Source organism: Methylocystis parvus (genome assembly GCF_049675845.1).
Taxonomy (GTDB): domain Bacteria; phylum Pseudomonadota; class Alphaproteobacteria; order Rhizobiales; family Beijerinckiaceae; genus Methylocystis; species Methylocystis parvus_A.
In genome coordinates this window covers 3,667,241-3,692,032 of record NZ_CP187161.1, presented here as the reverse complement: position 1 = coordinate 3,692,032, position 24,792 = coordinate 3,667,241, and the positions used below count along the sequence as shown (strand labels likewise).

Genomic DNA, 24,792 nt, shown 5'->3' with positions numbered 1-24,792 from the left:
GAGTCCGAAGAGGAAAGAGTGAACCTTTCCCTTTCCTTAGCGGAGTGCGGCGAGGAGCGTCGCCATAAGCGCCGGGCAAGCAGCGCGTTAATTCTTCAGGCTTCAGGCGATGGTCCGCCGCCCTCCTCCCGACGCGTCCTTTCCGCCAGCGCCGCGTCGATCAGCGCTCTTATGTCCGGGCGGATGGTTCTTGTCCCTTTCTCCAGAAGGCCCTGTACCGCGCCTTCCCGGATCTGGCGTGACCGGAATCGCCTTGTCGCTTTCGCGAGGCGGGTGGCTTCGTCCTCGTAAGGTTTCTTGCGCATCCACCCTACATAGGGCGCTGCGACGGCGCGACGTCCCCTTGACCTGCGTCAGCTCTTCAACCGCTCGAGATCGAATGCCTCGACATCGCGCAATAGCTCGATGAAGGCGGTCGCCCAGTAATCAGCCGTGGCTTCGCCCTTTTCCGCCGTCGCTTTTGAAGCGTCGCCCATCGCGCCTGCCGGCGAGATGTCCTGCGTCATCCAGCCGAAACCCGCGGGACGATCGGCGCGCAGCCACGCGAAGTCGCGCTCGAAATCGAGCGTCGCGGGCGGGAAATTCTTCGCGCGCCCCATGTCGACAAGCTCAGGCCGGAACGCCAGCATCAATGACGTTTCGATCTCGCCGCCGTGAATGCCGTGCCGCTGCTCGGCCGCCGAGAAAAGCCCGTCGGGATAGCCGAAGCGCGCCCATGAGCAGGTGACGGCGAGAACGCCGTGGCGCGCGCGCAGATCCAGCGCCGCGGTCGAGATCAGCGCCGAATTGCCGCCATGCGAATTCATGAGCAGGATTTTCTTTACGCCTGCCCGCACGACGCCTTCGGCGACGTCGCGCAGCACATGCGCCGCCGTCTCCTGCGTGAGCCACAGCGAGCCCGGAAAATCGCGATGCTCGATCGAGACGCCGACGCTCTGCATCGGCAGGAAGACCGCTTCGAGATCCTGCGGCAGGCGCGCGGCGACACGGTCGAGGCAGCCCTCCATGATCATCGCGTCGACGCCGAGCGGCAGATGCGGCCCATGCTGTTCAACAGCGGCGACCGGCAGCACGGCGATGACGTCCGACATGTCGTGGGCGCGGAAATCGCGCAGGGAGAGTTCAGACCAGAAGCGGGAGGGCAGCATGGGCGTGATTAAAGCGCGATTGTGTTTAAGAGGTCAAAACGGGGCGACGCCGCCGCCGAAAGCCGCCGCCCGCCCTCCCGATTCTGGGCCTCGTGAGAAATTTCGCTTCAAAATGAGGCGCCTAACCCGGTCCCAGACTTGCTGCCCACGGTCGAGCTCAAGGCTCAATCCTGGTTTGCAACATCTTCGGGAGCATCATGACAACATCAAACAGCAGGCGGCCCTTCAGGGTCGTTGCGGAAAGCGCGGTGACGCTGTTCCGTAAAAAGGCGGCCGCAGTTTTAGCCGTGGCGCTCAGCGGCGCCGTTTCGCCAGCCTTGGCGGCGGAAAGCGAGACCACTCTCTACAAGAGCTTCGCGCCGGCTCCTAGAGTCGAGACCGCGTGCCAACCCGGCGGCGTTCTTGTCGGCGTCAAAGGTTATCAGAGCCACTGGATCTACTCGATGCAGCCGGTCTGCGTTAATACGCAAGGCGGCCGCTGGACCTCCGCCACATATACGGGCGCTGCGCAAGGCATGAATTTCGGCGCCGCTTTTTCGAGCGTCTGTCCCGCCAATACGGTCGTAAAGTCCCTGTCCGGCCGCCTCCACTCCTCGCTGGGTCAAATCCAGCTGAGCTGCCAGGCTCTCAATGACGCCGGCGCCTATGTCGGTCCCATCACCAACCTGCCTGCGGTCGGCGGTTTCCCGTTCGGGATCGCTCAAACCGCGACCTGCGGCGACAAGGAGCCGCCCAAAGGCCTGATCGGAACCTACCTCAGGGCTTTTTCCGGGTTTGGCATGTCCTGCGGAACCCGCGCCGAAGGCCTCAAGGGCATTTCGATCCCGACGCCGTCCAATCTCTATAATTTCGTCGCGAACAAGAATGCGGCGGTCGCGCTGGGCAAAATGCTTTTCTGGGACCAGCAGGTCGGCAGCGACAGCGTTCAGGCCTGCGCCTCCTGTCACTTCCATGCGGGCGCCGACAACCGTAGCAAAAACCAGCTGAGCCCCGGCCTCGCGCGCGCATCCTCGCCGACGGTCGGCAAGCCGGACACCAAGTTCCAGCTCGGCGGACCGAACTATCAGCTGGCGGCGACGGATTATCCGTTTCACCAGCGCGCGAATCCGGACGACTATTATTCGCCGGTCGTCCGCAATCTGAACGATGTGACAGCGTCGCAGGGCGTTTTCAACTCCGTCTTCAATTCGGCCGGCGTCGGCCAGTATTACGACGACTTCTCGTTCAAGGCCGACCCGGTCTTCAATGTTGGCGGCAATCCCACTCGCCGGGTCGAGCCGCGCAATACGCCGACGACGATCAACGCCGTCTTCAACTTCCGCAATTTCTGGGACGGGCGCGCGCAGTACCTGTTCAATGGCGTCAACCCCTTCGGCGCGCGCGACGGCAATGCGCGCGTGTTCAGGAATGTCGGGGGAACGGTGCAGCCGGTGCAGGTGCGCATCGACAATGCGAGCCTCGCGTCGCAGGCGGTCGGCCCGCCCTCGAGCAATTTCGAGATGAGCGCGGATGGCCGCACGCTCATGGATATCGCCAAGCGCCTTCTCGATGCGCGCCCGCTCGCCCTTCAGCATATCGCTCCCGATGACAGCGTGCTCGGTTCGCTCGCTGGCGGCTCGACCGGCCTCAACACGCCGATGACCTATGCGGACATCATCCGAACCGCATTCAAGCCCGAATGGTGGAGCGGAACGCAGGCCGTGCAGGTCGACGCCTCGGGCGGCAAGGCCGTGATCGCAATGCCGGGGACGCTTGCGAAAAACCAGTACACGCAGATGCAGGCCAATTTCAGCCTCTTCTTCGGCCTTGCGATCCAGCTCTACGAGTCGACCCTCGTCTCCGACGACTCGCCATACGACCGCTATATGGCGGGCAACTTCGGCGCCATGAGCCCCGACCAGAAGACCGGCATGAGCCTGTTCTTCGGCAAGGGCAAATGCGTCAACTGCCATGGCGGCGCCGAGTTCACCAACGCCAGCGTGCGCAAGACGCTCAACGAGCCCTTGCAGCGCATGGTCATGGGCAATGGCGGCGTCGCGGTCTATGACGAAGGCTTCTACAACATCGCCGTCACGCCCACGCTGGAGGATATCCTCAATGGCGGCCGCGACGCTTTCGGCAAGCCCTTGTCGAATACCGCCATCGCGCAGCAATACGGCTCGGCTGGCTTCCAGCAGATGATCGGCATCTCGCCGAATATCACTGTGTCGCGCACCGAACGCATCGCCGTGATGGGGGCGGCCAAGACGGCCACGGTTCGCAACATCGAACTCATGAACCCGCATTTCCATAACGGCGGCGCGCTGAACCTGAAGCACGTGCTGGAGTTCTACAATCGCGGGGGCAACTTCAAACAGGCGAACATCAACGACGTCGATTCCGATATCACGCCGCTGGGTCTGAGCGCGACGGAGAAGAACCAGATCATCGCCTTCATGAAGTCCCTCACCGACGACCGCGTCAGGAGAGACGCGGCGCCCTTCGACCATCCGGAACTCCAGATTCCGAATGGTCATCCGGGGAACCAGGCAAGCGTTACGGTCGACGGCGCGCACGCCAAGGACCAGCTGGTCAGGATTCCCGCGATCGGCCGCGGCGGCGCGGCCGGCGCGGCGAGGCCGAACTTCCTCAGAGTCGTGGAATAATCGAATAGCTTGAGCCATAACGGCGGCGAAGCGACCCCCAAGTCGCTTCGCCGCTTTCGCATTTCCGGCAGGCGGCCAGGCCGCCAGACCCCTTTTCTTCAGATTGACAGAATTGTTCCGCCGCGCGGCCAAGATCGGCAATTTAAAGATCGGGAATGTCCCGCTATGTTTTGATCAGAGACCCGAGCAAGGACGGATCCGACCATGTCGCACAAATTCTCCCGCCGCGAGGCGGCGCTCTTTCTCGGCGCGGCCGCGGGCGCGCTCGTCGCGGGCGCCGCGCGCGCGGACAACGCCAAGAAGATGATCGTCCACAAAAGCCCGACCTGCGGCTGCTGCGGCGGCTGGGCGCAGCGCATGCGCGCCGAGGGCTATGTGGTCGAGGAGATCAAGGAAGCCGACATGAAGGCCGTGAAGGCCCGGCTCGGCGTGCCGGAGAACATGGCCTCCTGCCACACGGCCGAGCTCGACGGCTACATCATAGAGGGCCACGTGCCGCCGCAGGCGATCGCGCAATTGCTGAAGGAGCGGCCGAAAGTCACGGGCGTCGCGGCGCCCGGCATGCCGATGGGCTCGCCCGGCATGGAGATGGGCGAGCCGGAAGCCTACACGCTGTATTTGTTCGACGCCGCGGGCGCGCGCGAATTCGGCAAGTGGCTCGGCGACAAGCCCGCCTGATCGGCGCCGAGGAGCCCCAGATAGCGGGCGGCGCCCCTGCCCGCGGCGAGCCCCGTGGCGAAGGCCGCCTGCAGCAGATAGCCGCCCGTCGGCGCGTCGAAGTCGAGCATCTCTCCGGCAACGAAGACGCCCGGCATCTTCCTGATCATCAGGTCGGCGTCGACCTCCTCGAAGGAGACGCCGCCCGCCGTCGAGATAGCCCGTTCCAGCCCGGCGACGCCAATGACCTTGAGCGGCGCATTCTTGATGAGCCCCGCCAGCGCTTCGGCGTCGCGCGGGAGCCCCTCGGGGCGCGCCTCCCTAAGCAGGCCGATCTCGGCCTTGGAGAAGCCGGCGCGCTTGAGGAAAGTGGCATGCGACTGCTTGGGCGCGCGACGCGAGAGCTTGCGGGTCAGGCAGGCGAGGCTCGTATCCGGGCGCATGTCGACGAAGAGCGTCGTCGCGCCATCCTTCGCCGCCGCGTCGCGGAGCCGCGACGAGAGAGCATAGACCGGCCCGCCTTCGAGGCCGGAGCGGGTGACGACCATATCGCCGCGCGCCGAGGCGTCCCCATGGCGCAGCAGCACGGTCTTGATCGGCTGGCCCTCGTAATCGGCTCGGAAGATGGATGACCATGCGACCAGCGCGCCGCTATTGGCCGCCGAGAGCGGGGTGACGGCGACGCCGGCGGCGCTCAACGGGCCGGTCCAGCCGCCCTCGGAGCCGAGCTTGGGCCAGGAGGCGCCGCCGAGCGCGAGGATCACCGCGCTCGCAGGCCGCGTGAATTCCTCTCCCTCGGGGCCTTTCAAACGCAAGGCGCCGTCCTCGGCGAACCCCAGGAAGGAATGGCGGGAGGCGATGGTGACGCCGAGCTGCGCGAGACGCGAGAGCCAGCCGCGCAGCAGAGGCGAGGCCTTGAAGCTCGCGGGAAAAACGCGGCCGCTCGTGCCGACAAAGGTCGCTTCGCCGAGCTCCGCGCAGAAATCGCGCAGCGCCTGGGGCGGAAAGGCGCGGATGAAGGGGGCGACGCGCTTCGCCGCCGCGCCATAGCGCGAGATGAATCTTTCGAGATTCTCGCTATGGGTGATATTCAACCCGCCACGGCCGGCCATAAGAAATTTGCGCGCAGGGCTCGGCTTGTGTTCATAGACGACGACGCGCGCGCCGGCGCGCGCCAGCGCTTCGGCGGCGAAAAGCCCGGCGGGCCCCGCGCCGATCACGGCGCAAAAGGGAGCGACGGCGTCCTTGATGTGAGCAGCCTCCACGCGACGGGCGGGGGAAAATGCGAAAGGGGGATGGCTCTGTCCCATCTCTTGTCACGCTTCTTTCGGCGTTTTGTCGCGCCCCAGTTAGCACGAGCCCCCCATAAGCGGAAGAAAACTTTAAATGACCTCGAACGAAATGCAGCAAATGGACGCAGCCGGAGAGACCTTCCGCTTCGTGGTGGCGGAAGGCGCGGGCGGGCAGCGGCTCGACCGCTTTCTCGCCGAGCGCCCGGAGCTCGTGGAAGCGCATCTATCGCGCAGCCGGATCAAGGCGCTGATCGAGGAGGGCCGCGTCGCCCTGCGCGGCGCGCCGGCGCGCGATCCCGCGAAAAAAATAGCCGAGGGCGACACGGTGGCGCTGAAAGTCCCGCCGCCCGCCCCCGCCGAGCCGCAGGCCGAGGACATCGCTCTCGACGTCGTCTTTGAGGACGAACATCTCATCGTCATCGACAAGCCGGCGGGGCTGGTCGTGCATCCGGCGAGCGGCCATGAGAGCGGCACGCTGGTCAACGCCCTCATCGCCCATTGCGGCGAGAGCCTTTCCGGCGTGGGCGGCGTGAAGAAGCCCGGCATTGTGCACCGCATCGACAAGGACACGACCGGGTTGCTCGTGGTCGCCAAGACCGACGCGGCGCATCATGGCCTCTCGAAGCTCTTCGCCGACCACGGCCGCACCCTGTCGCTCACGCGCGAATATCTCGCCTTCGTCTGGGGCGTCCCCGATCGCGCCCACGGAACGATCGAAACCTGGCTCGGCCGCCACAACGTCCAGCGCGAGCGCATGGCGGTGGTACCCGAATCGCGGGGCCGGGAGGCGATCACCCATTGGGAGAAGGTCGCGGATTACGGCGTCGCTTCGCTCGTGCGCTGCCAGCTCGAAACCGGCCGCACCCACCAGATCCGCGTTCACATGGCCCATATCGGTCATCCGCTGATCGGCGACGCGACCTACGGCGCGGGGTTCAAGACGAAGATCGCGAAGCTCCCCGAGGCGGCCCGCGCGGCTGTCGAGGCCCTGGGCCGGCAGGCGCTGCACGCGGCGACGCTCGGCTTCGAACACCCGATCACCGGCGAGGAGATGATGTTCGAGAGCGAGATGCCGGAAGATCTTTCGGCGCTGATGGCCGCGCTGGAAGAGGGTCGCTGAGAGCCGAGCGCGCGCCCACGCGCCGCCGCAACCGCACGTGTCTCAAAAGGGCGGGACGGAGCGCCTCGGTCGCGGCGGCCAAGGATCGGATTTCAAGGGCGCGCATGCGCCCCCGACGAATTCATAGCCAGGCATCGCGATCGTGTATGTGTTTTTCTGGAAATCCCATGACGACATCGGAAAGCTCGATATGATCCCGCCGTTCTGGCCCGTGCAAGAGCCGTTCGGGCCCACGAAAGGCGTTTTTTCGACTCGGCACGCGCAGATCAGCGGCTTGTTGGGATTGGACGGATGCGAGTTTTCGAGACACGGCGCGCCATCGCAGACAGCCCAGTATAAATCCCCGGCATAGCCTGGCGCGCTTTGATCGCAGGGCGCCGGCTTGATCTTTATAAGGCTGCACCATCCGCGATAAGAATAGGTCGACACCCAGTCGTACCTGACGTTCTCAACCTTATAGCGCCCGTATTTGATCGCGTCGCAAACGGGCGCCTGATCGACCTCGCAAGGGTGTCTGTTCGTGCATTTTGCCTGTGTCAGGCGCTTTACGGCGATGTCCTGTATCGAAGCCGTTTCGACGATATGCGTTTCATCAACCCTCATGCAGTCGCATCTGGCCTTGTCGCCAATCCTTCTGCAATCGGGGGAGTCAGAACAAAGCGCGTGCCACCCGTTGCAGACCACAGCCTCCTGGGGCGCATCAGCGACATCAGGAGCGCCGCCATCCGCTTTTCCACCAGCCGCCGCGAAAACAGCGGCGCCAAGGCTCAATGCGGCCCAGGTCGCGAACATGACCGCCAAGGTTTTGATACGCATACTATTCCCCCGGAAATTTGCGCGGCGCGACCGCAAGAATTCTCGCGCCGCCTGGATCGCAGACGCCTGATCTTTTGCAATTCTCCTGCGATCTTCCGTGTCTGACAATCGCGCTGGCGAAACCTATACTGGAGCATGGGCGCAAATAGCCAAGCCTCCGAGATAGTTGCGTAAAGTCGCGGCAGCGCCCGCCACTCGGATTCAGAGCGGTACATTCACTTTACGGTCTGAAAGAAAATGTCCATCGCACTTCGATACTTTGTCCATGAGGCAAATTCGCGCATTGTCAAATAGACTTGATTGGAGGACCGTTTCCTGGCCGCCGTCTATTGGTTTTCGCGCGGAGAATTTACTTTCGGGCGGGGCAGGAGGACGCAATGAAAATCATGAGCAACGGGTTCTTCTCCGGCCTCATCGCCCTGACATGCTTGATCGATTCCGATATCGCGTTTGCCCAGTCTCCGCTTCCTCAGCTGTCGCAATGCGCCTGGCCTATCGAATTGGGCCCCGAGGGGTACGGCAATGTCGTCGCTCCGGATGAACAAGCGCGTTATTGGCTCACGCCCTTCGATCCAAGTTACGACACGATGAAGATCGAGGGCGCCTTCCTGAATGCGCGATATTTTTCCTTTGTCGTTTATGACGCCCCAAACTGGAGTCCGGTTTCCGTCAAGGGACACAAATACGACGCGATACTTGAATCGGATTCCCCCGGCAAAAGCACATACACTCTCTGCGTTACACGAAGCGGCGCGCAATGCTCGAACACGCTCGCCATCAACGACCACCCTGCATGGGTGGCGATGCGGATATACGTGCCCGGCGGCGATAAAAAGCTAAGCGGCCAAGCTCTGATGGGCGGGCAGCCATTGCCCAAAATAACGCTGTCGGGAAGCGGCGGCTCTCAAACGCTCGAATCGTGCCCGCTTACAAAGAAAGTGTCGGCGAACGATATGCCGCCGCCCGTTGGGCCGGTGCCATCCTCGCCTGTATATTACTACGATAAATCCGTGAACAAGCTGGACGCCATCCGCGCGTTCCTCGCGATATTGTTCCCGCCATCTCCCCCCTATTTCGACATCTACACGCCGGCGGATTGGTATAAAGCGTCAGGGGATCGACTGTGGTTCGCGGCGCCAAAGGAGCCGCCGATCGGGCTCCTGCCGAACCCCGACAACAAATACATCGCCATGCAGCCGGGGCCCTATCAGCCGGGTCGCATCATCGTGATTCACGGCAAGGCTCCGAGTTTTCCGGACACCTACCAGGGCTCCGCGAAACCGCCGCGGGAGTTCGGGAAACCGGATGTTCGGTACTGGTCCCTGTGCAACAACGACGCTGCTTTTCCCGTACCGGCCGTGCGATGCCTGGCGGACAATCAAATGACGGTTTCGCCGGACGGCTACTATACAGTCGTGGTCTCTGACGACTTGCTCCGCCCCGACTGGCTACACCCCAATGTCAACTGGCTGCCCTGGGGCGACGAGCAGTATCCCAAGCTCATATTCCTCCGCCATATGATTCCCGTGGAGAGAAACAACACCGACTACACGAAAGCCGAGGCGCCCTTCTCCCATGCGACTCAATGGGTCGTCGAAGGCTGCCCCAACAACTGCAAACATCCAACGGCCGTAATCAACTTCAACTTGCCCTATGTTCCGCAGCGGGCGGATTTCGCCGCCGCGGGACCCTACGCCCAGCAAATAATGGGCGACTATTATCCGGTCGCCGCATGGTGCCCCAAATCGGCCTTTGTTCACGGAGGACTGCAAGCCTGCATCGGGCGTCAGTGAGGCGCGCGAGAGCATCGCAACCAGCTTTGCGCCAATGTCGCGGCCAAGGTCAGTTTTTTCCTTCCTTCTGAGCCTTGGCCGTCCTGCCGCTGCGCTCCTTCGCCTTCGTCTTGCGCAGATTTTCGGCGTTCTTCTGCGGGCTCTCCTCTTTCGAGGCGCCCGCCTCGTGCAGCGCTATGGCGACGGCCTGCCTGGGGTTCTTCACCTTCTTGCCGGCCCCGCTCTCCAGCTCGCCATGCTTGTATTCGTGCATGACGCGGCTCACGGTTTTCTTCTGCTCGGGGGATTGCTTGGGCATTGAGCGCTCCTGTCATGTTGCAACGGGAACGCGCCAGACGCGCGGGCGATCCGTTTCCGAATGACTTATGCGCTCGAGCCCCTGTGGAGGGGCCACATCCACGCACCCAAAGCCTCGCGACCCAACGCGGGCGCGATTTGAGCGAACTCAACGCAAATCCGCGCAGCCTCAATTCCTTGTTTTACTTTGTTATATAGATTAATACTTATACTTGGCAGCAAACAACGGCACAGCCATCTTGCAAATCAATAAAATTGAAACGATTATTATTAGTGTTGTGGCGCCGCGTATTAGTGGAGTCGTATGATGAAAAGCGTATCGCGCGTTCTTTATCTCGTTATCTGCGGATCGGGAGCCCTGTTCGCTTCGGAGGGTTGGACCCAAGCAGTAAGTCCAAGGAGTTGCGCGGCGCCGTTGCCGCCAGACGGAGAAGACGGCGCCGGTGGACCCAAAAAGGAATTGGCCGCCGCTTGGAGCCTCTTCCAGACGCAAGCCTACCTTAGATGCTTACAGTCGCAGAGCGGGGCCGCGCCTGCGCGCGCGGCCGCTACGACAACCGGCGGATTTACGTCGATTCCAGACACCTTTCCGACGGCCATCAACGTCGGGGGTGTTATTACGGGCTTGGCTTGTGACAGTATAGGAATGTGCCGCATTGGATTCTTGCGCACACGAAATGGCGCTATGACCCAGTTTAGCGTGGAAGGGGCAAGGCATTTAACGCCCGAAGATATTAATAACAACGGTGAAGTCACCGGACATTGGAATGGCGGCGGTCTCCCATGGCGCGCGAACGGATTCCTGCGGTCGCAAGACGGCACGATCACTAGTTTCCCATGCAACGGGATGAGCATTAACAAATCGGGTGAGATTGTCGGAACTTGTGTCGGCCGACACGGAAGTAGCGGCGGCTTTGTCCGCTCACCTGCAGGCAGTATTTCGGGAATCGCCCTTCCTGGAGCGAGAAGCACGGGTTTAGTAGCGGTGAACGTTGCAGGGACGATTGCGGGCAATTTTGATGGTCACGGCCTTCTCATCGCGCCGGATGGAAGCTTGACAACGATCGACGTGCCAGGCGGCACAATCCTCACCGACCTCAATCGGGACGGCGACGTTGTCGGAATCTACTATGACGCGCAACAACGCGGATTTGTGCGAACTTCTGAAGGGACAATCACCAAGTTCGACTACCCCGGCGCGACAAGCACGACGCCCGTCGCTATCAATGTGGATGGCGTTATCGTCGGTTATTACTCCGACTCCGCAGGCAAAGCGCATGGCTTTTTGCGCCGCCGCAACGGGGACATGGCGCCAATCGACTTTCCCGGCGCCGATACGACAACCCCGACGGACATCAACGCGGGCGGTGAAATAATTGGCCAGTATTGTGGACCTGTGGGCTCCGCCTCGTACACTGCGGTGTGCAACGGCTTCGTGACCTCGCCGGGACTAGGTCAATAGGCTCAAACGAAAGCGGCCTTCCCCGGGTCGGCGAGGAGGGCCGTCATCACCACTCGACCAGCGCGCGCCAAATCCGCGCAGCCTCAATTTCTTGTTTTACTTTGATATATAGATGAATACTTATGCTTGGCAGCAAGCCAGACACATACATCTTGCAAATAATAAAATTGAAACGATTATTATTAGTGTTGTGACGCCGCGTATTAGTGGAGTGGTATGATGAAAAGCGTATCGCGCGTTCTTTATCTCGTAATCTGCGGATCGGGACTCCTTTTCGCTTCGGAGGGTTGGACCCAAGCGGTAAGTCCGCCAAGTTGCGAGGCCCCGTTGCCGACTGGAGGAGAAGACGGCGCCGGTGGACCCAAAAAGCAATTGGCCGCCGCGTGGAACCTCTTTCAGACGCAAGCCTACCTTAGATGCTTACAGTCGCAGAGCGGGGCGGCGCCTGCGCGCGCGGCCGCTACGACAGTCGGCGGATTTACGTCGATTCCAAACGCCTTTCCGACGGCCATCAACGTCGGGGGCGATATTACGGGCTCGATTTGTGACATTAAAGGAACGTGCGGCATTGGATTCGTGCGCACACGAAATGGCGCTATGACCCAGTTTAGCGTGGAAGGGGCAAGGCATCTAACGCCCGAAGATATTAATAACAACGGTGAAGTCACCGGACATTGGAGTCTCAACGACATTTTCTTCGCGACCGGATTCCTGCGGTCGCAAGACGGCACGATCACTAGCTTCAATTGTGCTGGGAAGAGGACACACGGGATGAGCATTAATAAACCGGGTGAGATTGTCGGAGCTTGTCTCTCCCGACCGGGACACGGAGGTAGCCAAGGCTTTGTCCGCTCACCTGCAGGCAGTATTTCGGAAATCGCCGTTCCCGGTGCGAAATACACAAGTTTTAACTCGGTGAACGTTGCAGGGACGATTGCGGGCGGATGGGCACCCTCCGGCGGACCGGGTCACGGCTTACTCGTCGCGCCGGATGGAAGCTTGACAACGATAGACGTGCCCGATGCGCAAGATACGGGAATCGCGGATATGAACCGGGACGGAGACGTTGTTGGAACCTACTGGGACGCGCAAAACGTCCAACACGGATTTATGCGAACTCAGCAAGGACAAATCACTCCTTTCGACTACCCCGGCGCGACAAGCACGACGCCTGTCGCCATCAATGTGGATGGCGTTATCGTGGGCTATTACTCCGACTCGACAGGCAAAACGCACGGCTTTTTGCGCAGTCCCAATGGCCACATGGCGCCAATCGACTTTCCCGGCGCGGATACGACAACCCCGACGGACATCAACGCAGGCGGTGAAATAATTGGCCAGTATTGTGGACCTGTGGGCTCCAGCTCGTACACTGCGGTGTGCAACGGCTTCGTGACGGCGCCGGGGCTGGGTCAATAGGCTCAAACGAAAGCGGCCTTCCCCGGGTCGGCGAGGAGGGCCGTCATCACCACTCGACCAGCGCGCGCCCTCCTTCTCCTTGCGATCCCAAAGAACGGCGTCGGATGCGCGGGGGCCACCGGAAATAAATGTGATGGCGCCTGCTGATTAGCCAGGAACTTCGGTTCAGCGCGCACGTTGCCCCAGCGATACGGACCATTGGAGCCGGAGGTCGAGATGTCGCCGAAGATGATGACGCCGCTTCGAGCGGTCGCGCTTGCGATGCTGATCGTCGCGCCGAGCGAGGCTCTCGCCAGAAGCGTCTGGCCGCCGCCTCCCGCCTACCGCATCCAGAGGCCCGAGCCCTCATATGCCGGCGACTGCGGCCCAAATCCGCCGCCCGGTTATCGCTGGGATTTGAAAGACTGGCGCTCCGGCTTCAACCGCGACTTCTATTGCTACATGCTCGACGAATATTGAGCGTTCAATTTTCCGGTTTGCCGCGCGACGTTGGGCGGTTGCGCCGGGTCCTTTGGACGAGAGACCGCGGGCGACAGCGCCGCCCGCGGATAACACAACAGAGAAGCGAACACACGCCGGGCAAGTCTGGTTGCCGGGCGCGAGTCATCACTCCACCAGCGCGCCGGCCTTCTTGCCGAACTTCTTGCGGTCGTTCGGGTCGAGATAGACCTTGCGCAGTCGGATCGACTTCGGCGTGACTTCCACGCGCTCGTCGTCCTCGATGTAAGCCAGCGCCTTTTCCAGCGTCATCTGGATCGGCGGCGTCAGGCGCACCGCCTCGTCCTTCGACTGCGTGCGGATATTGGTGAGCTGCTTGCCCTTCAGCACGTTGATCTCGAGATCGTTGTCGCGCGTATGCTCGCCGACGATCATGCCGCGATAGACCTTCCAGCCCGGCTCGATCATCATGGGCCCGCGATCTTCGAGCTTCCACATGGCGTAGGCGACCGCCTCGCCCTGATCGTTCGAGATCAGCACGCCGTTGCGGCGACCCTGGATCGCGCCGCGATGCGGCGCATATTCGTGGAACAGTCGATTCATGATCGCCGTACCGCGCGTGTCGGTCAGAAGCTCGCCCTGATAGCCGATGAGGCCGCGGGTCGGGGCGTAGAAGACGAGGCGCAGGCGGCCGCCGCCGGAGGGGCGCATCTCGACCATCTCGGCCTTGCGCTCGGCCATCTTCTGCACGACGACGCCAGAATGCTCCTCGTCGACGTCGATGACGACCTCCTCGATCGGCTCGAGAATGTCGCCGTTCTCGTCTTTCTTGAACACCACCTGCGGACGCGAGACGCCGAGCTCGAAGCCCTCGCGACGCATGTTCTCGATCAGGATGCCAAGCTGCAGTTCGCCGCGACCCGAGACGATATAGGCGTCGCCCTGAGGCGAGATCCTCGACGCGCAGCGCGACATTGCCCTCGGCTTCCTTGTAGAGCCGCGCGCGGATCATGCGGCTCGTGACCTTGTCGCCCTCCGTGCCCGCGAGCGGGCTGTCGTTGACGAGGAAGGTCATGGAGAGCGTCGGCGGGTCGATCGGCTGCGCCTGCAACGGCTCGTTCATGTCGAGCGCGCAGAGCGTGTCGGCGACGTTGAACTTTTCGAGGCCGGCGATGGCGACGATGTCGCCCGCTTCCGCCTCGTCGATCGGCTGACGCTCAATGCCGCGGAAAGCGAGGATCTTCGAGACGCGGCCCTGTTCCACGACCTTGCCTTCGCGGTCCAGCACCTTCACGGGCTGGTTGGGCTTCACGGAGCCGGAGAAGACGCGGCCGGTGATGATGCGGCCAAGATAGGGATTAGCCTCGAGCAACGTGCCGAGCATGCGGAAACCGCCCTCCTCCACCTTCGGCGCGGGCGTATGCTTCACGACGAGGTCGAGCAACGGCGACATGTCGTCCTTCGGACCCTCCGCCTCCTCGGCCATCCAGCCCTGCTTCGCCGAACCGTAGATGATCGGGAAGTCGAGCTGCTCGTCGGTGGCGTCGAGCGCGGCGAAGAGGTCGAAGACCTCGTTGACGACTTCGGAGATGCGCGCGTCGGGCTTGTCGACCTTGTTGATGCAGACGATCGGCTTCAGCCCGATCTTGAGCGCCTTGCCGACGACGAACTTCGTCTGCGGCATGGGGCCTTCCGCCGCGTCGACGAGGACGATGGCGCTGTCGACCATGGAGAGGATGCGCTCCACCTCGCCGCCGAAATCGGCGTGGCCGGGCGTGTCGACGATGTTCACGCGATAGCCCTTCCAGGCGATCGACGTCGCCTTGGCCATGATGGTGATACCGCGCTCTTTTTCGAGATCGTTGGAGTCCATGACGCGCTCGGCGACGCGCTGGTTCTCGCGGAATGCGCCCGACTGACGCAGGAGACAGTCGACGAGCGTGGTCTTGCCGTGGTCGACGTGGGCGATGATGGCGATATTGCGCAGCTGCATGGCGGCTTTCGAAGAAACAGCCGCGACCCGGTCTCGGGCGGGGAGGCCCGGACGACGCGGCGGCGACTTATGTTGCGATGCGGCGGGTTTTAGCCGAATGCGGGGAAGATTGGAATGGGGAACAAATTGGCTAACAAGCTCAAACTTCTCTGTTGAAGCGAAATCCTGCCCGTTCTAACTTCCGACCGTCTTGGGATTAGATTGCGCGACAAGCATGCAGACAACCAAAAACTCGTTTAAACAAAAGCTTAATTACGATCCCATCCGCAAACGACACGAGCGGAGGATAAAGCAAATCAATGACATTTTCATTGAAACACGCCTTTCAATAGGCGGCCTCAAAAGGCAGCTTTTAAAATACGAAGGGCATAAACAAGCGAGAATCCATATAGCGGTGCCGTCCAACGGCGGAAAAAACGCGAATATACAGCGGAAAAGATCGCAAATCATTGGCATGCTGAACCAGAAGATTGCCCACAAAGAATTCATGCAGTCACTAGTTTTTGCAATAACAGTAACAGAATCTTATGTACAAGACACCCTATGTCTAGCCCTTACTGCATACCCGCATAAACTGACAGTTTCTCCGAAAGGAAACAAAAGCGAATCTTTCTGTGTCGACGTTAAGGAGATTGCCAACACAGAGTCACTAGACAATCTTATTAGTGAACTTGCGAGACTAAGAATCCGAGATGTTATGTACGCAACACCGAAATCATATATGAATTATATGAACGAAGTACTTTCATTTACAATAAATGATGAATTACTTGACAAATATATTGAAATGAAAGCTACGCGAGACGCATATATTCATGGAGATGGGACGTGTAACGAAATATATATTAAAAAGTCTGGGAAGATGGCGCGCGTCAAAGTTGGAGAGAGGCTCCCTGTTGACGAGGATTATCTGAAAAACTGCCTCGCATGCATGAAAGAAATTTTCACTGAAATCTATCGCGGTATGATGAATCATCACGGGGACAGCAAGAAAATGCAAAGAGCGTTCGATTTGGATCCCTCTCTTTAATCCGATCATTCTTATTGTTCGCCTAAGCGCCCTCTCAGCTCACATAAACCTTGTCCGGCAGCTCATCCCCCTCCGCCCCCGGCGGCGCTGCGCGCGCCAGCAGCCGCGCGCATTCCTCTATCGCCGCGACGAACCCCTCTGCGCAGCGCCCCTGCCTTAAACACTTCAGCAAAGGCTCCAGCGCCGCCGCCCATTCCGCGTCCGAGATTTTCCCGTTCAGCCCCTCATCGGCGATGATGCGGGCGTAATGCTCCGCGAAGGAGACGAAGATCAACACGCCCGTGCGGCCCCTGGTGCCCGCGACGCCGCGCATGAAGAACTGCTCGATGGCGGCGCGTTCGGCGCGGCGTTTCTTGACAAGACGGGGCGTCAAAGCGAGGCGGATCGGCGGCCACCAGATGATGAGCGCCGTCGCCATGAAGACGCCGATCTGGATGGCGTAGATGTGGATGGCGGAGAGCGCAGTGAATTCCGCCAGCGGCCAGGGCGTCGCCAGCGCGAAGAAGGCCGCCCAGAGAGGCGGCACATAGGCGTAGTCCGAGGCGCGGCGGGAGAGCGCGCAGACGATCTCGCCGGAGGTTTTCGTTTCGGCTTCGCCGATAGCCGCGGCGATGCGGTCGAGGTCCTGATCCGAGAGTCGCATCACCAATCCCCCGAGGCGCCGCCGCCGCCCGACGAGCCGCCGCCGCCGGAAAAATCGTCAAAGCCCCCGCCCCCGCCGCTATCGCCCCAGGACGAGCTCGACGAGCCGCCCGACCAGCCGCTGTCGCGCCAGCCGCCATCCGAAGGCAGGATGATAATCGGCGGCCCGCCGCGACGGTAGCGGCGGTAATGGGTCGGCCGCCCGGCGCTGCGCGCCATCATAATGAAAATGAAGACAAACAGGGCGAAGATGAGAAGCGGCAGCATCTCCTCGAAGGCGGAGGGCTGCGGCGGCAGCTTCTTCGTCCATTCCGACTTGTCGCCGCTGAGCACCTCGACAATGCCGTCGACCCCGTTCTCGACCCCGGCGTTGTAATCGCCCGCCTTGAATTTCGGCGTCACCGCGCTGGCGATGATGACCTTGGACAGCGCGTCGGTGAGCACGCCTTCGAGGCCATAGCCGACCTCGATGCGCATCTTGCGTTCATTGGGCGCGATGAGGAAGAGAACGCCGTTGTTCTTCTTGGCTTCGCCGAGCTTCCAGTAACGGAAGAGCCCGTTGGCGTAGGTCTCGATGTCGTAGCCTTCCAGCGACTTGATCGCCGCGACAACGAGCTGGATGCTTGATTTGTCTTCGAGATCGCGCAGCTTCGATTGCAAGCCCGCCTTGGTCGAGGGCTGCAAGATTCCCGCCTGATCGACCACGCGGCCGGTGAGCTCCGGATAGGTGGGCGCGGCGAAAGCGAGGCCGGCGAAAAAGACGAAGATGAAAACGAAGAGCCCGCGCAGCGCGGCGATGCGGGGTTCGTAAGCGGCGGCGCGCATGGTCAGGCGCCGGCGCAGCGGGCGCAGCGGCCGGCGATCTCCACGACGCGCGTGCGCGCCTTGAAGCCGGCCTCGCCCGCAAGCGCGGAGAGCTCGCGCGCGAGTCCGGCCGAGGTCGCCTCCTTCACCTCGCCGCACTCCTCGCAGATCAGAAATAAGACGGGCTCCTCGGCGCCATGGCAATGGCCGCAGACGACGAAGGCGTTCTTGGACTCGAGCCGGTGCGCGAGGCCGTTGTCGAGAAGAAAGGCGAGCGCGCGATAGACCGAGACGGGCGCCGGCCGCTTGCCGTCGACGTCGGCCATGAGGTCGATCATCTCATAGGCCCCGACGGGCCGGTTGGCCTGGGTCAGAATATCGAGCGCGCGGCGGCGCGCCGGGGTAAGCCCAGCGATTTTGGCCGTGTCGTGCGGCGGATGGCTGCTCATGTGGTCATTCTAGCGGGCGATCGCATGAAAGACGAGGCCACGCCCGAAGCCGCCGCCGCACGTTAAGATTCTGTAACGAAGACAAAGTCACAGACGCGGATCAACCTGATCTGAAAAGATCAAGATAATCCCGCCGCGCTATTTCGCGCGCGGAAGTAGAAAACGGCTCCGCATCACCTTCTCGCCCGCAAACCTGCGCAATTCGTCGTGAATCCGGCGTTGCGCAAACGGGAAACTATTGGAGAGACGCTATGACCCCAGAATTTACCGCGCTTTACATGTCTATCACCTTCGCGCTCGGCGTCATCATGATCGTCCTCGGCGGTTTGGGCTTCATGCGCAGCAATCTCGTGCTGATGCAGACGCGCTCGCGCCTGGCTCAGGGCGTCGTCTTCGCTTCGGCCGGCTTCATGTTCGTGGCCGGCATCGGCGTGCATTTCACCGGCAGCAGCAACACGGCCTTTCTCAAGGGCCAGATGCAGCGCGCCTCGCAATGCGAACTCGAGGGCGAGGCCGCCCATCCCGACGCGCGCGGAGGCAAGAGCGGCGTCATCGGCCGGCACATCGTCGCCTGCATGGACGCCGCCGGCTTCCAATGGAGCAGTGAGGAGCCGCGCTGCCGGCAGGCGCCGGTCGCGACCAACGGCTATTGCTACGCGCCCGCCGCCTGGTTCGATCGCGCAATCGTCACGGCGCAGCTCGCCTTCGATTGATCGATAGACGGCCATCTTCCGGCGGCGCCGCCAGCGCCGCCGCCAATCCCCTTGGACGCCGCGCCTCGACGCTCCGGCAATCGCCAAATCCAAATTTTACCAAAGCGGCGCGCTTTTCCCCACCGCGCTCGTCGTATTCATCCGCAATAAAGCTTTTCCGGGCGGAATGAAGGTCAGTTTTCATCTGTTACCAGAGGTTCTCATGTCCATCGACAGTCACGACGCGCTTGCGATGCGTCGCGAGATCTATGCAGACGGAAAAGTCTCGAAGACGGACCTCGAACGGCTTATCGCAAAAGCCCGCGGCGAGAAGGGGGAGACGTCGCAAGCCTTCACGGAGCTGATCTCCGACGTCGCGCTCGATCTCATGCTCAACGACGTCGATCCGCCGAAATATATCCAACGCGCCCAGGCTGAATGGCTGATCGCGCTGCTGTCGAAAGACGGCGGCCTCGCGAACAAGGCCGAATACGACACGCTGATCCGCCTGATCCGCAACGCCGTTTCCATGCCGCCTGCGCTCGCCTCTTTCGCGGTGAGCGAGATCGAGCGAGCGATCATGACCCGTAGAAGCATCGCCGCGGAAGATCTCGAGGCGCTCCGAACAGTCGTCTTCGCTGCGGCGGAAGGCAGCGCGCTGCATGTCAACCGCGACTCCGCCGAGGCGCTGTTTCGCATCGCCGATGCGATGGCCGAGACGAGCGACGACGCTTTCGACGATTTCTTCGCCAAAGCCATCGGCAATTATCTCATGGGCGTCGCGTTCCGCTGGACGCCCTCCGCGGACGAAGCGCGCAAGGCCGATGACTGGCTGGACGAGCCGGCGCCCCGATTCGGCGCATTCATCGGCGCCATGTTCGACTTCGATCGCATTCGCGAGGCGGATGAGGACGTGATCAAACGGCGGAACGACGCCGTCGAGACGGCGCTCGGGCAGGCCGCGCCCATCGACGTCGCCGAAGCCGACTGGCTGCTGCTGCGGCTGCATCGCGACGGAAAGATTTCGCGCGCGGAGCAGCGCCTGCTGAGCTTCCTGAAGCAGGAAGCGACTGTCGTCGCTCCCGCGCTGGCGGCGCTGATGAACAAGGCTGCTTAAAGCAAATTCTCTCTCTCTCGGCCCCGGCAGCGGCGCCTCGCGGCGCCGCTTTACTTTTGCGGCCTCGTCAGGCGCCCGTGGCCGGCGCAAACAGGAACCGCTTGTCCTTCAAGGCCAGCATCGGCGTCTCGACGTAACGATAGCTCAGCCACGCCGCGAGGACGGTCAGCGCGAAGGCGACGAAGGGATAGAGCCGCACGGCGCCGGATCCCCCCAACCACCCCGAGCCAGACATGACCCGCGCCAAGAAAGACATCAAGAAAGTCGTCCTCGCCTATTCGGGGGCCTCGACACGTCCATCATCCTGAAATGGCTGCAGACGACCTATGGCGCGGAAGTCGTCACCTTCACCGCCGATCTCGGCCAGGGCGAGGAGCTGGAGCCGGCGCGCGAGAAGGCGCTGCTGCTCGGCGTCAAGCCGGAAAACATCTTCATCGAGGACCTGCGCGAGGAGTTCGTGCGCGATTACGTCTTCCCGATGTTTCGCGCCAACGCGTCTATGAGGGCATCTATCTGCTCGGCACCTCCATCGCCCGCCCGCTGATCGCCAAGAAGCAGATCGAGATCGCGCGCAAGGTCGGCGCCGACGCCGTCTGCCATGGCGCCACGGGCAAGGGCAACGATCAGGTGCGCTTCGAGCTCGGCTATTACGCGCTCGAGCCCGACATCACCGTGATCGCGCCGTGGCGCGAATGGGACTTCCAGTCCCGCACGGACCTGATCAAATTCGCCGAGAAAAACGCGCATCAGATCCCCATCGCCAAGGACAAGCGCGGCGACGCGCCCTTCTCCACCGACGCCAACCTTCTGCACACCTCCTCCGAAGGCAAGGTGCTCGAGGACCCGAACGAGGAGACGCCCGATTACGTCTATTCGCGCACCGGCCATCCCGAGGACGCGCCCGACAAAGTCCGAATATGTCAAGATCGGCTTCGAGAAGGGCGACGCGGTCTCGATCAATGGCGAGAAGCTGTCGCCGGCGGCGCTGCTCGCGCGGCTGAACGATCTGGGCCGCAAGCACGGCATCGGCCGTCTCGATCTCGTCGAGAACCGCTTCGTCGGCATGAAATCGCGCGGCGTCTACGAGACGCCCGGCGGTGCGATCCTGCTCGTCGCACATCGCGGCATCGAGAGCATCACGCTCGACCGCGGCGCCGCGCATCTCAAGGACGAGCTGATGCCGCGCTATTCGGAGCTCATCTATAACGGCTTCTGGTTCTCGCCCGAGCGCGAAATGCTGCAGGCGGCGATCGACAAGAGCCAGGAGCATGTCGAGGGAACGGTCCGCCTCAAGCTCTACAAGGGTTCGGCGACGCTGGTGGGCCGCGAGAGCCCGTGGTCGCTCTACGACCAGGACCTCGTGACCTTCGAAGAGGGCGGAACCTACGACCAGCGCGACGCGGAAGGCTTCATCAAGCTGAACGCGCTGCGACTGAGGACGCTGGCGAAGCGCGCGGCGCGCGGGGCGAAGAAGTAAGCGATTTGAGGGCCCCTCCCCAGCCCTCCCCCGCTTCGCGGGAGAGGGGGCAGGTTGGCGCCTTCATTGACAGTTTGAATCGCGAGCGTCCGCTCTTCCGTGAAGAGGGGGAGGGACAGGGAGGGGCCTTTAAATCAGGCCTTCTTCTCCCGCGCGACCTCCCGCCAGCCAATGTCGCGGCGGCAGAAGCCGCCCGGCCAGTCGATGGCGTCGACCGCCACATAGGCCCGCGCCTGCGCCTCGGCGACGGCCCCGCCAAGCGCCGTGACGTTCAGCACGCGCCCGCCCGCCGCCAGCAACCTGCCGCCTTCGGTGCGCGTGCCGGCGTGCGTCACGACGACATCCGCCATCGCCTCGACCTTTTCGACGCCCTTGATCTCCGAACCCGTCAGCGGCGTGCCGGGATAGCCCTTGGCGGCGAGCACCACCGTCAGCGCCGTACGATCGGAAAAACGCGGGCGCGCCTCGTTCAGCGCCCCGCGCGCGGCGGCGAACATGATCGCCAGAAGATCGTCTTCGAGGCGCGGCAAGATCACCTGCGCCTCCGGATCGCCGAAGCGGTTGTTGTATTCGATGAGCTTGGGGCCGTCCCTGGTCAGCATCAAGCCCGCATAAAGCACGCCCTTGAAGGGCGCGCCCTTCTCGGCCATGGCGCGCATGGTCGGCTCGATGATCTCGGCCATCACTTTGGCTTCGATCTCGGCCGTCACCACGGAAGCCGGCGAATAGGCGCCCATGCCGCCGGTGTTCGGACCGGTATCGCCATCGCCGACGCGCTTGTGGTCCTGCGCCGTGGCGAAGGGAACGGCGCGCGTTCCATCGCAAATCGCGAAGAAGGACGCCTCCTCGCCTTCGAGAAACTCCTCGATGACGACCTCCGCGCCCGACTGGCCGAAAAGGCCCGCGAACATCGCCTCGACCGCGCGCTCGGCCTCCTCCAGCGTCGTCGCCACGACGACGCCCTTGCCGGCGGCGAGACCGTCCGCCTTGACGACGATGGGCGCGCCCTTTTGCCGGAGATAGGCGAGCGCCCTGTCCTTATCGGAGAAGCGCTCATAGGCCGCGGTGGGGATGTTGTAATCGCGGCAGACATCCTTGGTGAAGCCCTTGGAGCCCTCGAGTTGCGCCGCCGCCTGCGTCGGCCCGAAGGCCAGAATTTCCGCGCGGGTCAACGCGTCGACCAGACCGCCGATCAGCGGCTGCTCCGGCCCGACGACGACGAGCGCGATTCCCATGTCCCGGCAAAAACGAATGACGCCGCCATGATCGCCCGCGTCGAGATCGACATTCTCGGCGACGCGCGCGGTCCCCGGATTGCCGGGCGCGACATAGAGCCGGGTTAGAAGCGGGCTTTTCGCCAGCGCATTGGCCATGGCGTGCTCGCGCCCGCCCGATCCGATGAGAAGAACGTTCATGTCCCGAAGGCCCCGCCGTTGGATTGTCCCCGCGCGCGGGGTGAGGGGAATTAGCGCGTATCGCCGCAAAAAGGAAAGCGGCTCATTCGCCAGACGGACTTTTTTCAGGATAGAGGATTTTATTCCTTGACAGCCGCGCGCTGGTCAGGTAGAGATAGCCCATGCTCCACAATTGCACTTGAGCGGCGGGGCACATTTCATCTCAAAGCATTGGGCGCGTCGCCTCTTCTTCCAGTGCGGAGAAGCCGGCGGAGCGGCGAGTCATGCGGCAAAAAACTTCTCCGCCCGCCAGCGAGAAAATCGCGCAGGCGAAACTCCTTTACGACGCGGGCGCGCCGATCGCGCAGATTACGACGCTCCTCGGCATGACCGCCAGGCAGTTCCTCTCCTTCCGCGAGAAGAACGACTGGCCGAAACGCGCGTCGGTCTGTCCTAGAAAAGCCGCGCAGCCCGAGGCGCGGGCGCCCGTCGATTCAGCCGGGATCATCGTGAAGCTCGAAGACGCCGTGGCGCGCGAATTCGCCCGTGTCGAAACGGCGCTGGAAAAGCAGAACCCGAAGACGATCGAGACGAGCGCGCGCGCCTTGGCGACGCTGGTGAAGACGCTCGCGGAACTGAAACGCATGCGGCGAGAAGCCGACGAGACGAAAGAGGACGCGACGCGCGCCGATGACGACAGAGCCGACGAGCCGCCCCGCGAATTGGCCGAACTCCGCGCGGAGCTTGCTCGACGGCTCGAGCGATTGCGCGGCGACGGGCCGGCTGGATGAACTTCTCGAAGGCTTCAGCGCGAGAGAGCTGGCGCGGCTTCTGAACGATTGGGAATTCGTCGCGCGCAGTGACCAATGGCCGCCGCCCTTCGCTGCGAACGGCCTGCCCTGGCGGCAATGGCTCATTCTCGGCGGACGCGGCGCCGGCAAGACGCGCGCGGGCGCGGAATGGGTGAAGGGGCTTGCGCTCGGGCGCACGCAATTTTGCGCTGGCGCCGTCCGTCGCATCGCGCTGATCGGCGAAACCGCCGCGGATGTGCGCGACGTGATGGTCGAGGGCGTCTCGGGACTGCTCGCCATCCATGACAGGCGCGACCGTCCGCGCTGGGAAAGTTCGCGCCGGCGCCTCATGTGGGAGAGCGGCGCCGTCGCGCAGGCCTTCTCGGCGGAAGATCCCGAGAGCCTGCGCGGCCCGCAATTTCAAGCCGCCTGGTGCGACGAACTCGCCAAATGGCGCTATGCCAGGGAGACATGGGACATGCTGCAATTCGGCCTGCGCCTCGGTGACTGGCCACGACAGCTCGTGACCACGACGCCGCGGCCGACGCCCCTCCTGAAGGAACTCATCGCGCATCCCGCGACGGCGCTCACCCGGGCGCTGACACGCGACAACGCCGCCAATCTCGCCCCCTCATTTCTCGAAAGCGTGGTCGCTCAATATGCGGGCACCCGACTCGGACGCCAGGAGCTCGACGGCGAAATGGTGGACGAACGCAAGGACGCGCTGTGGACACGCGACATGATAGAGGCGGCGCGCGTGACCCATGCGCCGACGCTCGCGCGCATCGTCGTCGCCGTCGATCCGCCGGCGACCTCGGGAAAGCGCGCCGACAAATGCGGCATCGTCGCCGCAGGCTCCGACGCGGCCGGGACGATCTTCGTGCTGGAGGATGCGACGCTCGAAGCCGCGCGTCCGGCGCAATGGGCGCGCGCGTCCATCGCGCTCTATCACAAGCTCTCGGCCGACACGCTCGTCGCGGAAGTCAATCAGGGCGGCGAGATGGTGCGCGCGGTGCTGAACGAAGCAGACCCCAGCGCGCCGGTGACGATGGTGCGCGCGACGCGCGGAAAATATCTACGCGCCGCGCCGGTGGCCCAGCTCTATGAGCAGGGCCGCGTGAAGCATGTCGGCGCCCTGCCCGCGCTCGAAGACGAAATGTGCGATTTCGGCGCCGATGGCCTGTCCTCCGGACGCTCGCCCGACCGCCTCGACGCGCTGGTGTGGGCGGCGTCGTCGCTCGCTTTGGCGCCCAAGACGCCGGAGCCGCGCATGCGGCGGATGTAGCAATTCTTTCCTCTCCCGCGCGCGGGAGAAG

At 62.7% G+C, this 24,792-nt stretch carries 21 protein-coding genes and 2 pseudogenes; 13 read left to right on the top strand and 10 right to left on the bottom strand.

Annotated elements, in window-relative coordinates:
* Positions 1-353: 353 nt before the first annotated feature.
* Positions 354-1,148: a creatininase family protein gene (locus ACPFMJ_RS19085; protein WP_424361471.1), complete on the bottom strand. Its 795-nt coding sequence runs from the start codon at positions 1,146-1,148 to the stop codon at positions 354-356.
* A 197-nt stretch (positions 1,149-1,345) separates the two neighbouring features.
* Between ACPFMJ_RS19085 and ACPFMJ_RS19080 the strand changes: the two genes are divergently transcribed.
* Entirely contained in the window at positions 1,346-3,793 is a 2,448-nt protein-coding gene (locus tag ACPFMJ_RS19080) for a cytochrome-c peroxidase (protein ID WP_424361470.1), read from the top strand.
* 204 nt (positions 3,794-3,997) lie between these two features.
* The gene (locus tag ACPFMJ_RS19075; protein ID WP_424361469.1) at positions 3,998-4,471 is read left to right on the top strand and encodes a DUF411 domain-containing protein; all 474 of its coding nucleotides are present in this window, start codon (positions 3,998-4,000) and stop codon (positions 4,469-4,471) included.
* On the opposite strand, the gene ACPFMJ_RS19070 is transcribed toward ACPFMJ_RS19075, so the two are convergent.
* Positions 4,399-5,760, bottom strand: coding sequence for an NAD(P)/FAD-dependent oxidoreductase (locus tag ACPFMJ_RS19070; protein WP_424361468.1), 1,362 nt, complete (start codon positions 5,758-5,760; stop codon positions 4,399-4,401). The two genes, ACPFMJ_RS19075 and ACPFMJ_RS19070, sit on opposite strands and share 73 nt — an antisense overlap.
* Before the next feature lie 76 nt (positions 5,761-5,836).
* Between ACPFMJ_RS19070 and ACPFMJ_RS19065 the strand changes: the two genes are divergently transcribed.
* A complete protein-coding gene (locus tag ACPFMJ_RS19065) occupies positions 5,837-6,862 on the top strand; it encodes an RluA family pseudouridine synthase (protein ID WP_424361467.1) in 1,026 nt (341 codons plus the stop codon).
* Between the two features lie 42 nt (positions 6,863-6,904).
* On the opposite strand, the gene ACPFMJ_RS19060 is transcribed toward ACPFMJ_RS19065, so the two are convergent.
* Positions 6,905-7,678: a hypothetical protein gene (locus ACPFMJ_RS19060; protein ID WP_424361466.1), complete on the bottom strand. Its 774-nt coding sequence runs from the start codon at positions 7,676-7,678 to the stop codon at positions 6,905-6,907.
* 377 nt (positions 7,679-8,055) lie between these two features.
* Between ACPFMJ_RS19060 and ACPFMJ_RS19055 the strand changes: the two genes are divergently transcribed.
* Complete coding sequence (locus tag ACPFMJ_RS19055) at positions 8,056-9,471, top strand: hypothetical protein (protein ID WP_424361465.1); 1,416 nt, start codon at positions 8,056-8,058, stop codon at positions 9,469-9,471.
* 49 nt (positions 9,472-9,520) lie between these two features.
* Here the strand turns inward: ACPFMJ_RS19055 and ACPFMJ_RS19050 are convergent, their stop codons facing one another.
* The gene (locus tag ACPFMJ_RS19050; protein ID WP_424361464.1) at positions 9,521-9,769 is read right to left on the bottom strand and encodes a DUF6496 domain-containing protein; all 249 of its coding nucleotides are present in this window, start codon (positions 9,767-9,769) and stop codon (positions 9,521-9,523) included.
* Between the two features lie 684 nt (positions 9,770-10,453).
* On the opposite strand from ACPFMJ_RS19050, the gene ACPFMJ_RS19045 reads away from it, so the two are divergent.
* From ACPFMJ_RS19045 to ACPFMJ_RS19035, 3 genes are all read left to right on the top strand, one after another.
* Complete coding sequence (locus ACPFMJ_RS19045; RefSeq protein ID WP_424361463.1) at positions 10,454-11,230, top strand: hypothetical protein; 777 nt, start codon at positions 10,454-10,456, stop codon at positions 11,228-11,230.
* A gap of 597 nt (positions 11,231-11,827) precedes the next feature.
* Positions 11,828-12,649, top strand: a complete 822-nt coding sequence (locus ACPFMJ_RS19040) for a hypothetical protein (protein ID WP_424361462.1) — start codon at positions 11,828-11,830, stop codon at positions 12,647-12,649.
* A 216-nt stretch (positions 12,650-12,865) separates the two neighbouring features.
* Positions 12,866-13,108, top strand: coding sequence for a hypothetical protein (locus ACPFMJ_RS19035; RefSeq protein WP_424361461.1), 243 nt, complete (start codon positions 12,866-12,868; stop codon positions 13,106-13,108).
* 147 nt (positions 13,109-13,255) lie between these two features.
* Here the strand turns inward: ACPFMJ_RS19035 and typA are convergent.
* Positions 13,256-15,080: pseudogene (typA, locus tag ACPFMJ_RS19030) on the bottom strand (translational GTPase TypA).
* 214 nt (positions 15,081-15,294) lie between these two features.
* On the opposite strand from typA, the gene ACPFMJ_RS19025 reads away from it, so the two are divergent.
* Positions 15,295-16,110: a hypothetical protein gene (locus ACPFMJ_RS19025; protein WP_424361460.1), complete on the top strand. Its 816-nt coding sequence runs from the start codon at positions 15,295-15,297 to the stop codon at positions 16,108-16,110.
* Between the two features lie 34 nt (positions 16,111-16,144).
* Here the strand turns inward: ACPFMJ_RS19025 and ACPFMJ_RS19020 are convergent, their stop codons facing one another.
* From ACPFMJ_RS19020 to ACPFMJ_RS19010, 3 genes are read right to left on the bottom strand one after another with little or no spacing between them, the layout of a single operon-like run.
* Positions 16,145-16,753 (bottom strand): TPM domain-containing protein, encoded by a 609-nt coding sequence (locus ACPFMJ_RS19020; RefSeq protein WP_424361459.1) that lies wholly within the window; start codon positions 16,751-16,753, stop codon positions 16,145-16,147.
* On the bottom strand, positions 16,753-17,577 hold the full coding sequence (locus ACPFMJ_RS19015; protein ID WP_424361458.1) for a TPM domain-containing protein: 825 nt from the start codon (positions 17,575-17,577) through the stop codon (positions 16,753-16,755). Before ACPFMJ_RS19015 ends, ACPFMJ_RS19020 begins: the two co-directional genes overlap by 1 nt.
* 2 nt (positions 17,578-17,579) lie before the next feature.
* Positions 17,580-18,005, bottom strand: a complete 426-nt coding sequence (locus ACPFMJ_RS19010) for a transcriptional repressor (protein ID WP_424361457.1) — start codon at positions 18,003-18,005, stop codon at positions 17,580-17,582.
* 251 nt (positions 18,006-18,256) lie between these two features.
* On the opposite strand from ACPFMJ_RS19010, the gene ACPFMJ_RS19005 reads away from it, so the two are divergent.
* Both ACPFMJ_RS19005 and ACPFMJ_RS19000 read left to right on the top strand, forming a co-directional pair.
* On the top strand, positions 18,257-18,718 hold the full coding sequence (locus ACPFMJ_RS19005) for a hypothetical protein (RefSeq protein ID WP_424361456.1): 462 nt from the start codon (positions 18,257-18,259) through the stop codon (positions 18,716-18,718).
* A gap of 202 nt (positions 18,719-18,920) precedes the next feature.
* Positions 18,921-19,814, top strand: a complete 894-nt coding sequence (locus ACPFMJ_RS19000) for a hypothetical protein (RefSeq protein WP_424361455.1) — start codon at positions 18,921-18,923, stop codon at positions 19,812-19,814.
* A gap of 67 nt (positions 19,815-19,881) precedes the next feature.
* On the opposite strand, the gene ACPFMJ_RS18995 is transcribed toward ACPFMJ_RS19000, so the two are convergent.
* The gene (locus ACPFMJ_RS18995) at positions 19,882-20,013 is read right to left on the bottom strand and encodes a hypothetical protein (protein ID WP_424361454.1); all 132 of its coding nucleotides are present in this window, start codon (positions 20,011-20,013) and stop codon (positions 19,882-19,884) included.
* A 34-nt stretch (positions 20,014-20,047) separates the two neighbouring features.
* Here ACPFMJ_RS18995 and ACPFMJ_RS18990 point away from each other — a divergent pair.
* Positions 20,048-21,291: pseudogene (locus ACPFMJ_RS18990) on the top strand (argininosuccinate synthase).
* A 134-nt stretch (positions 21,292-21,425) separates the two neighbouring features.
* On the opposite strand, the gene purD reads toward ACPFMJ_RS18990, so the two are convergent.
* Positions 21,426-22,706 carry a phosphoribosylamine--glycine ligase gene (gene purD, locus ACPFMJ_RS18985; RefSeq protein ID WP_424361453.1) on the bottom strand — a complete coding sequence of 427 codons (1,281 nt, stop codon included), beginning with the start codon at positions 22,704-22,706 and terminating at the stop codon, positions 21,426-21,428.
* Between the two features lie 263 nt (positions 22,707-22,969).
* On the opposite strand from purD, the gene ACPFMJ_RS18980 reads away from it, so the two are divergent.
* Both ACPFMJ_RS18980 and ACPFMJ_RS18975 read left to right on the top strand, forming a co-directional pair.
* Positions 22,970-23,476, top strand: a complete 507-nt coding sequence (locus tag ACPFMJ_RS18980; protein ID WP_424361452.1) for a hypothetical protein — start codon at positions 22,970-22,972, stop codon at positions 23,474-23,476.
* A complete protein-coding gene (locus ACPFMJ_RS18975; RefSeq protein ID WP_424361451.1) occupies positions 23,430-24,761 on the top strand; it encodes a DNA-packaging protein in 1,332 nt (443 codons plus the stop codon). Before ACPFMJ_RS18980 ends, ACPFMJ_RS18975 begins: the two co-directional genes overlap by 47 nt.
* Positions 24,762-24,792: the final 31 nt, after the last annotated feature.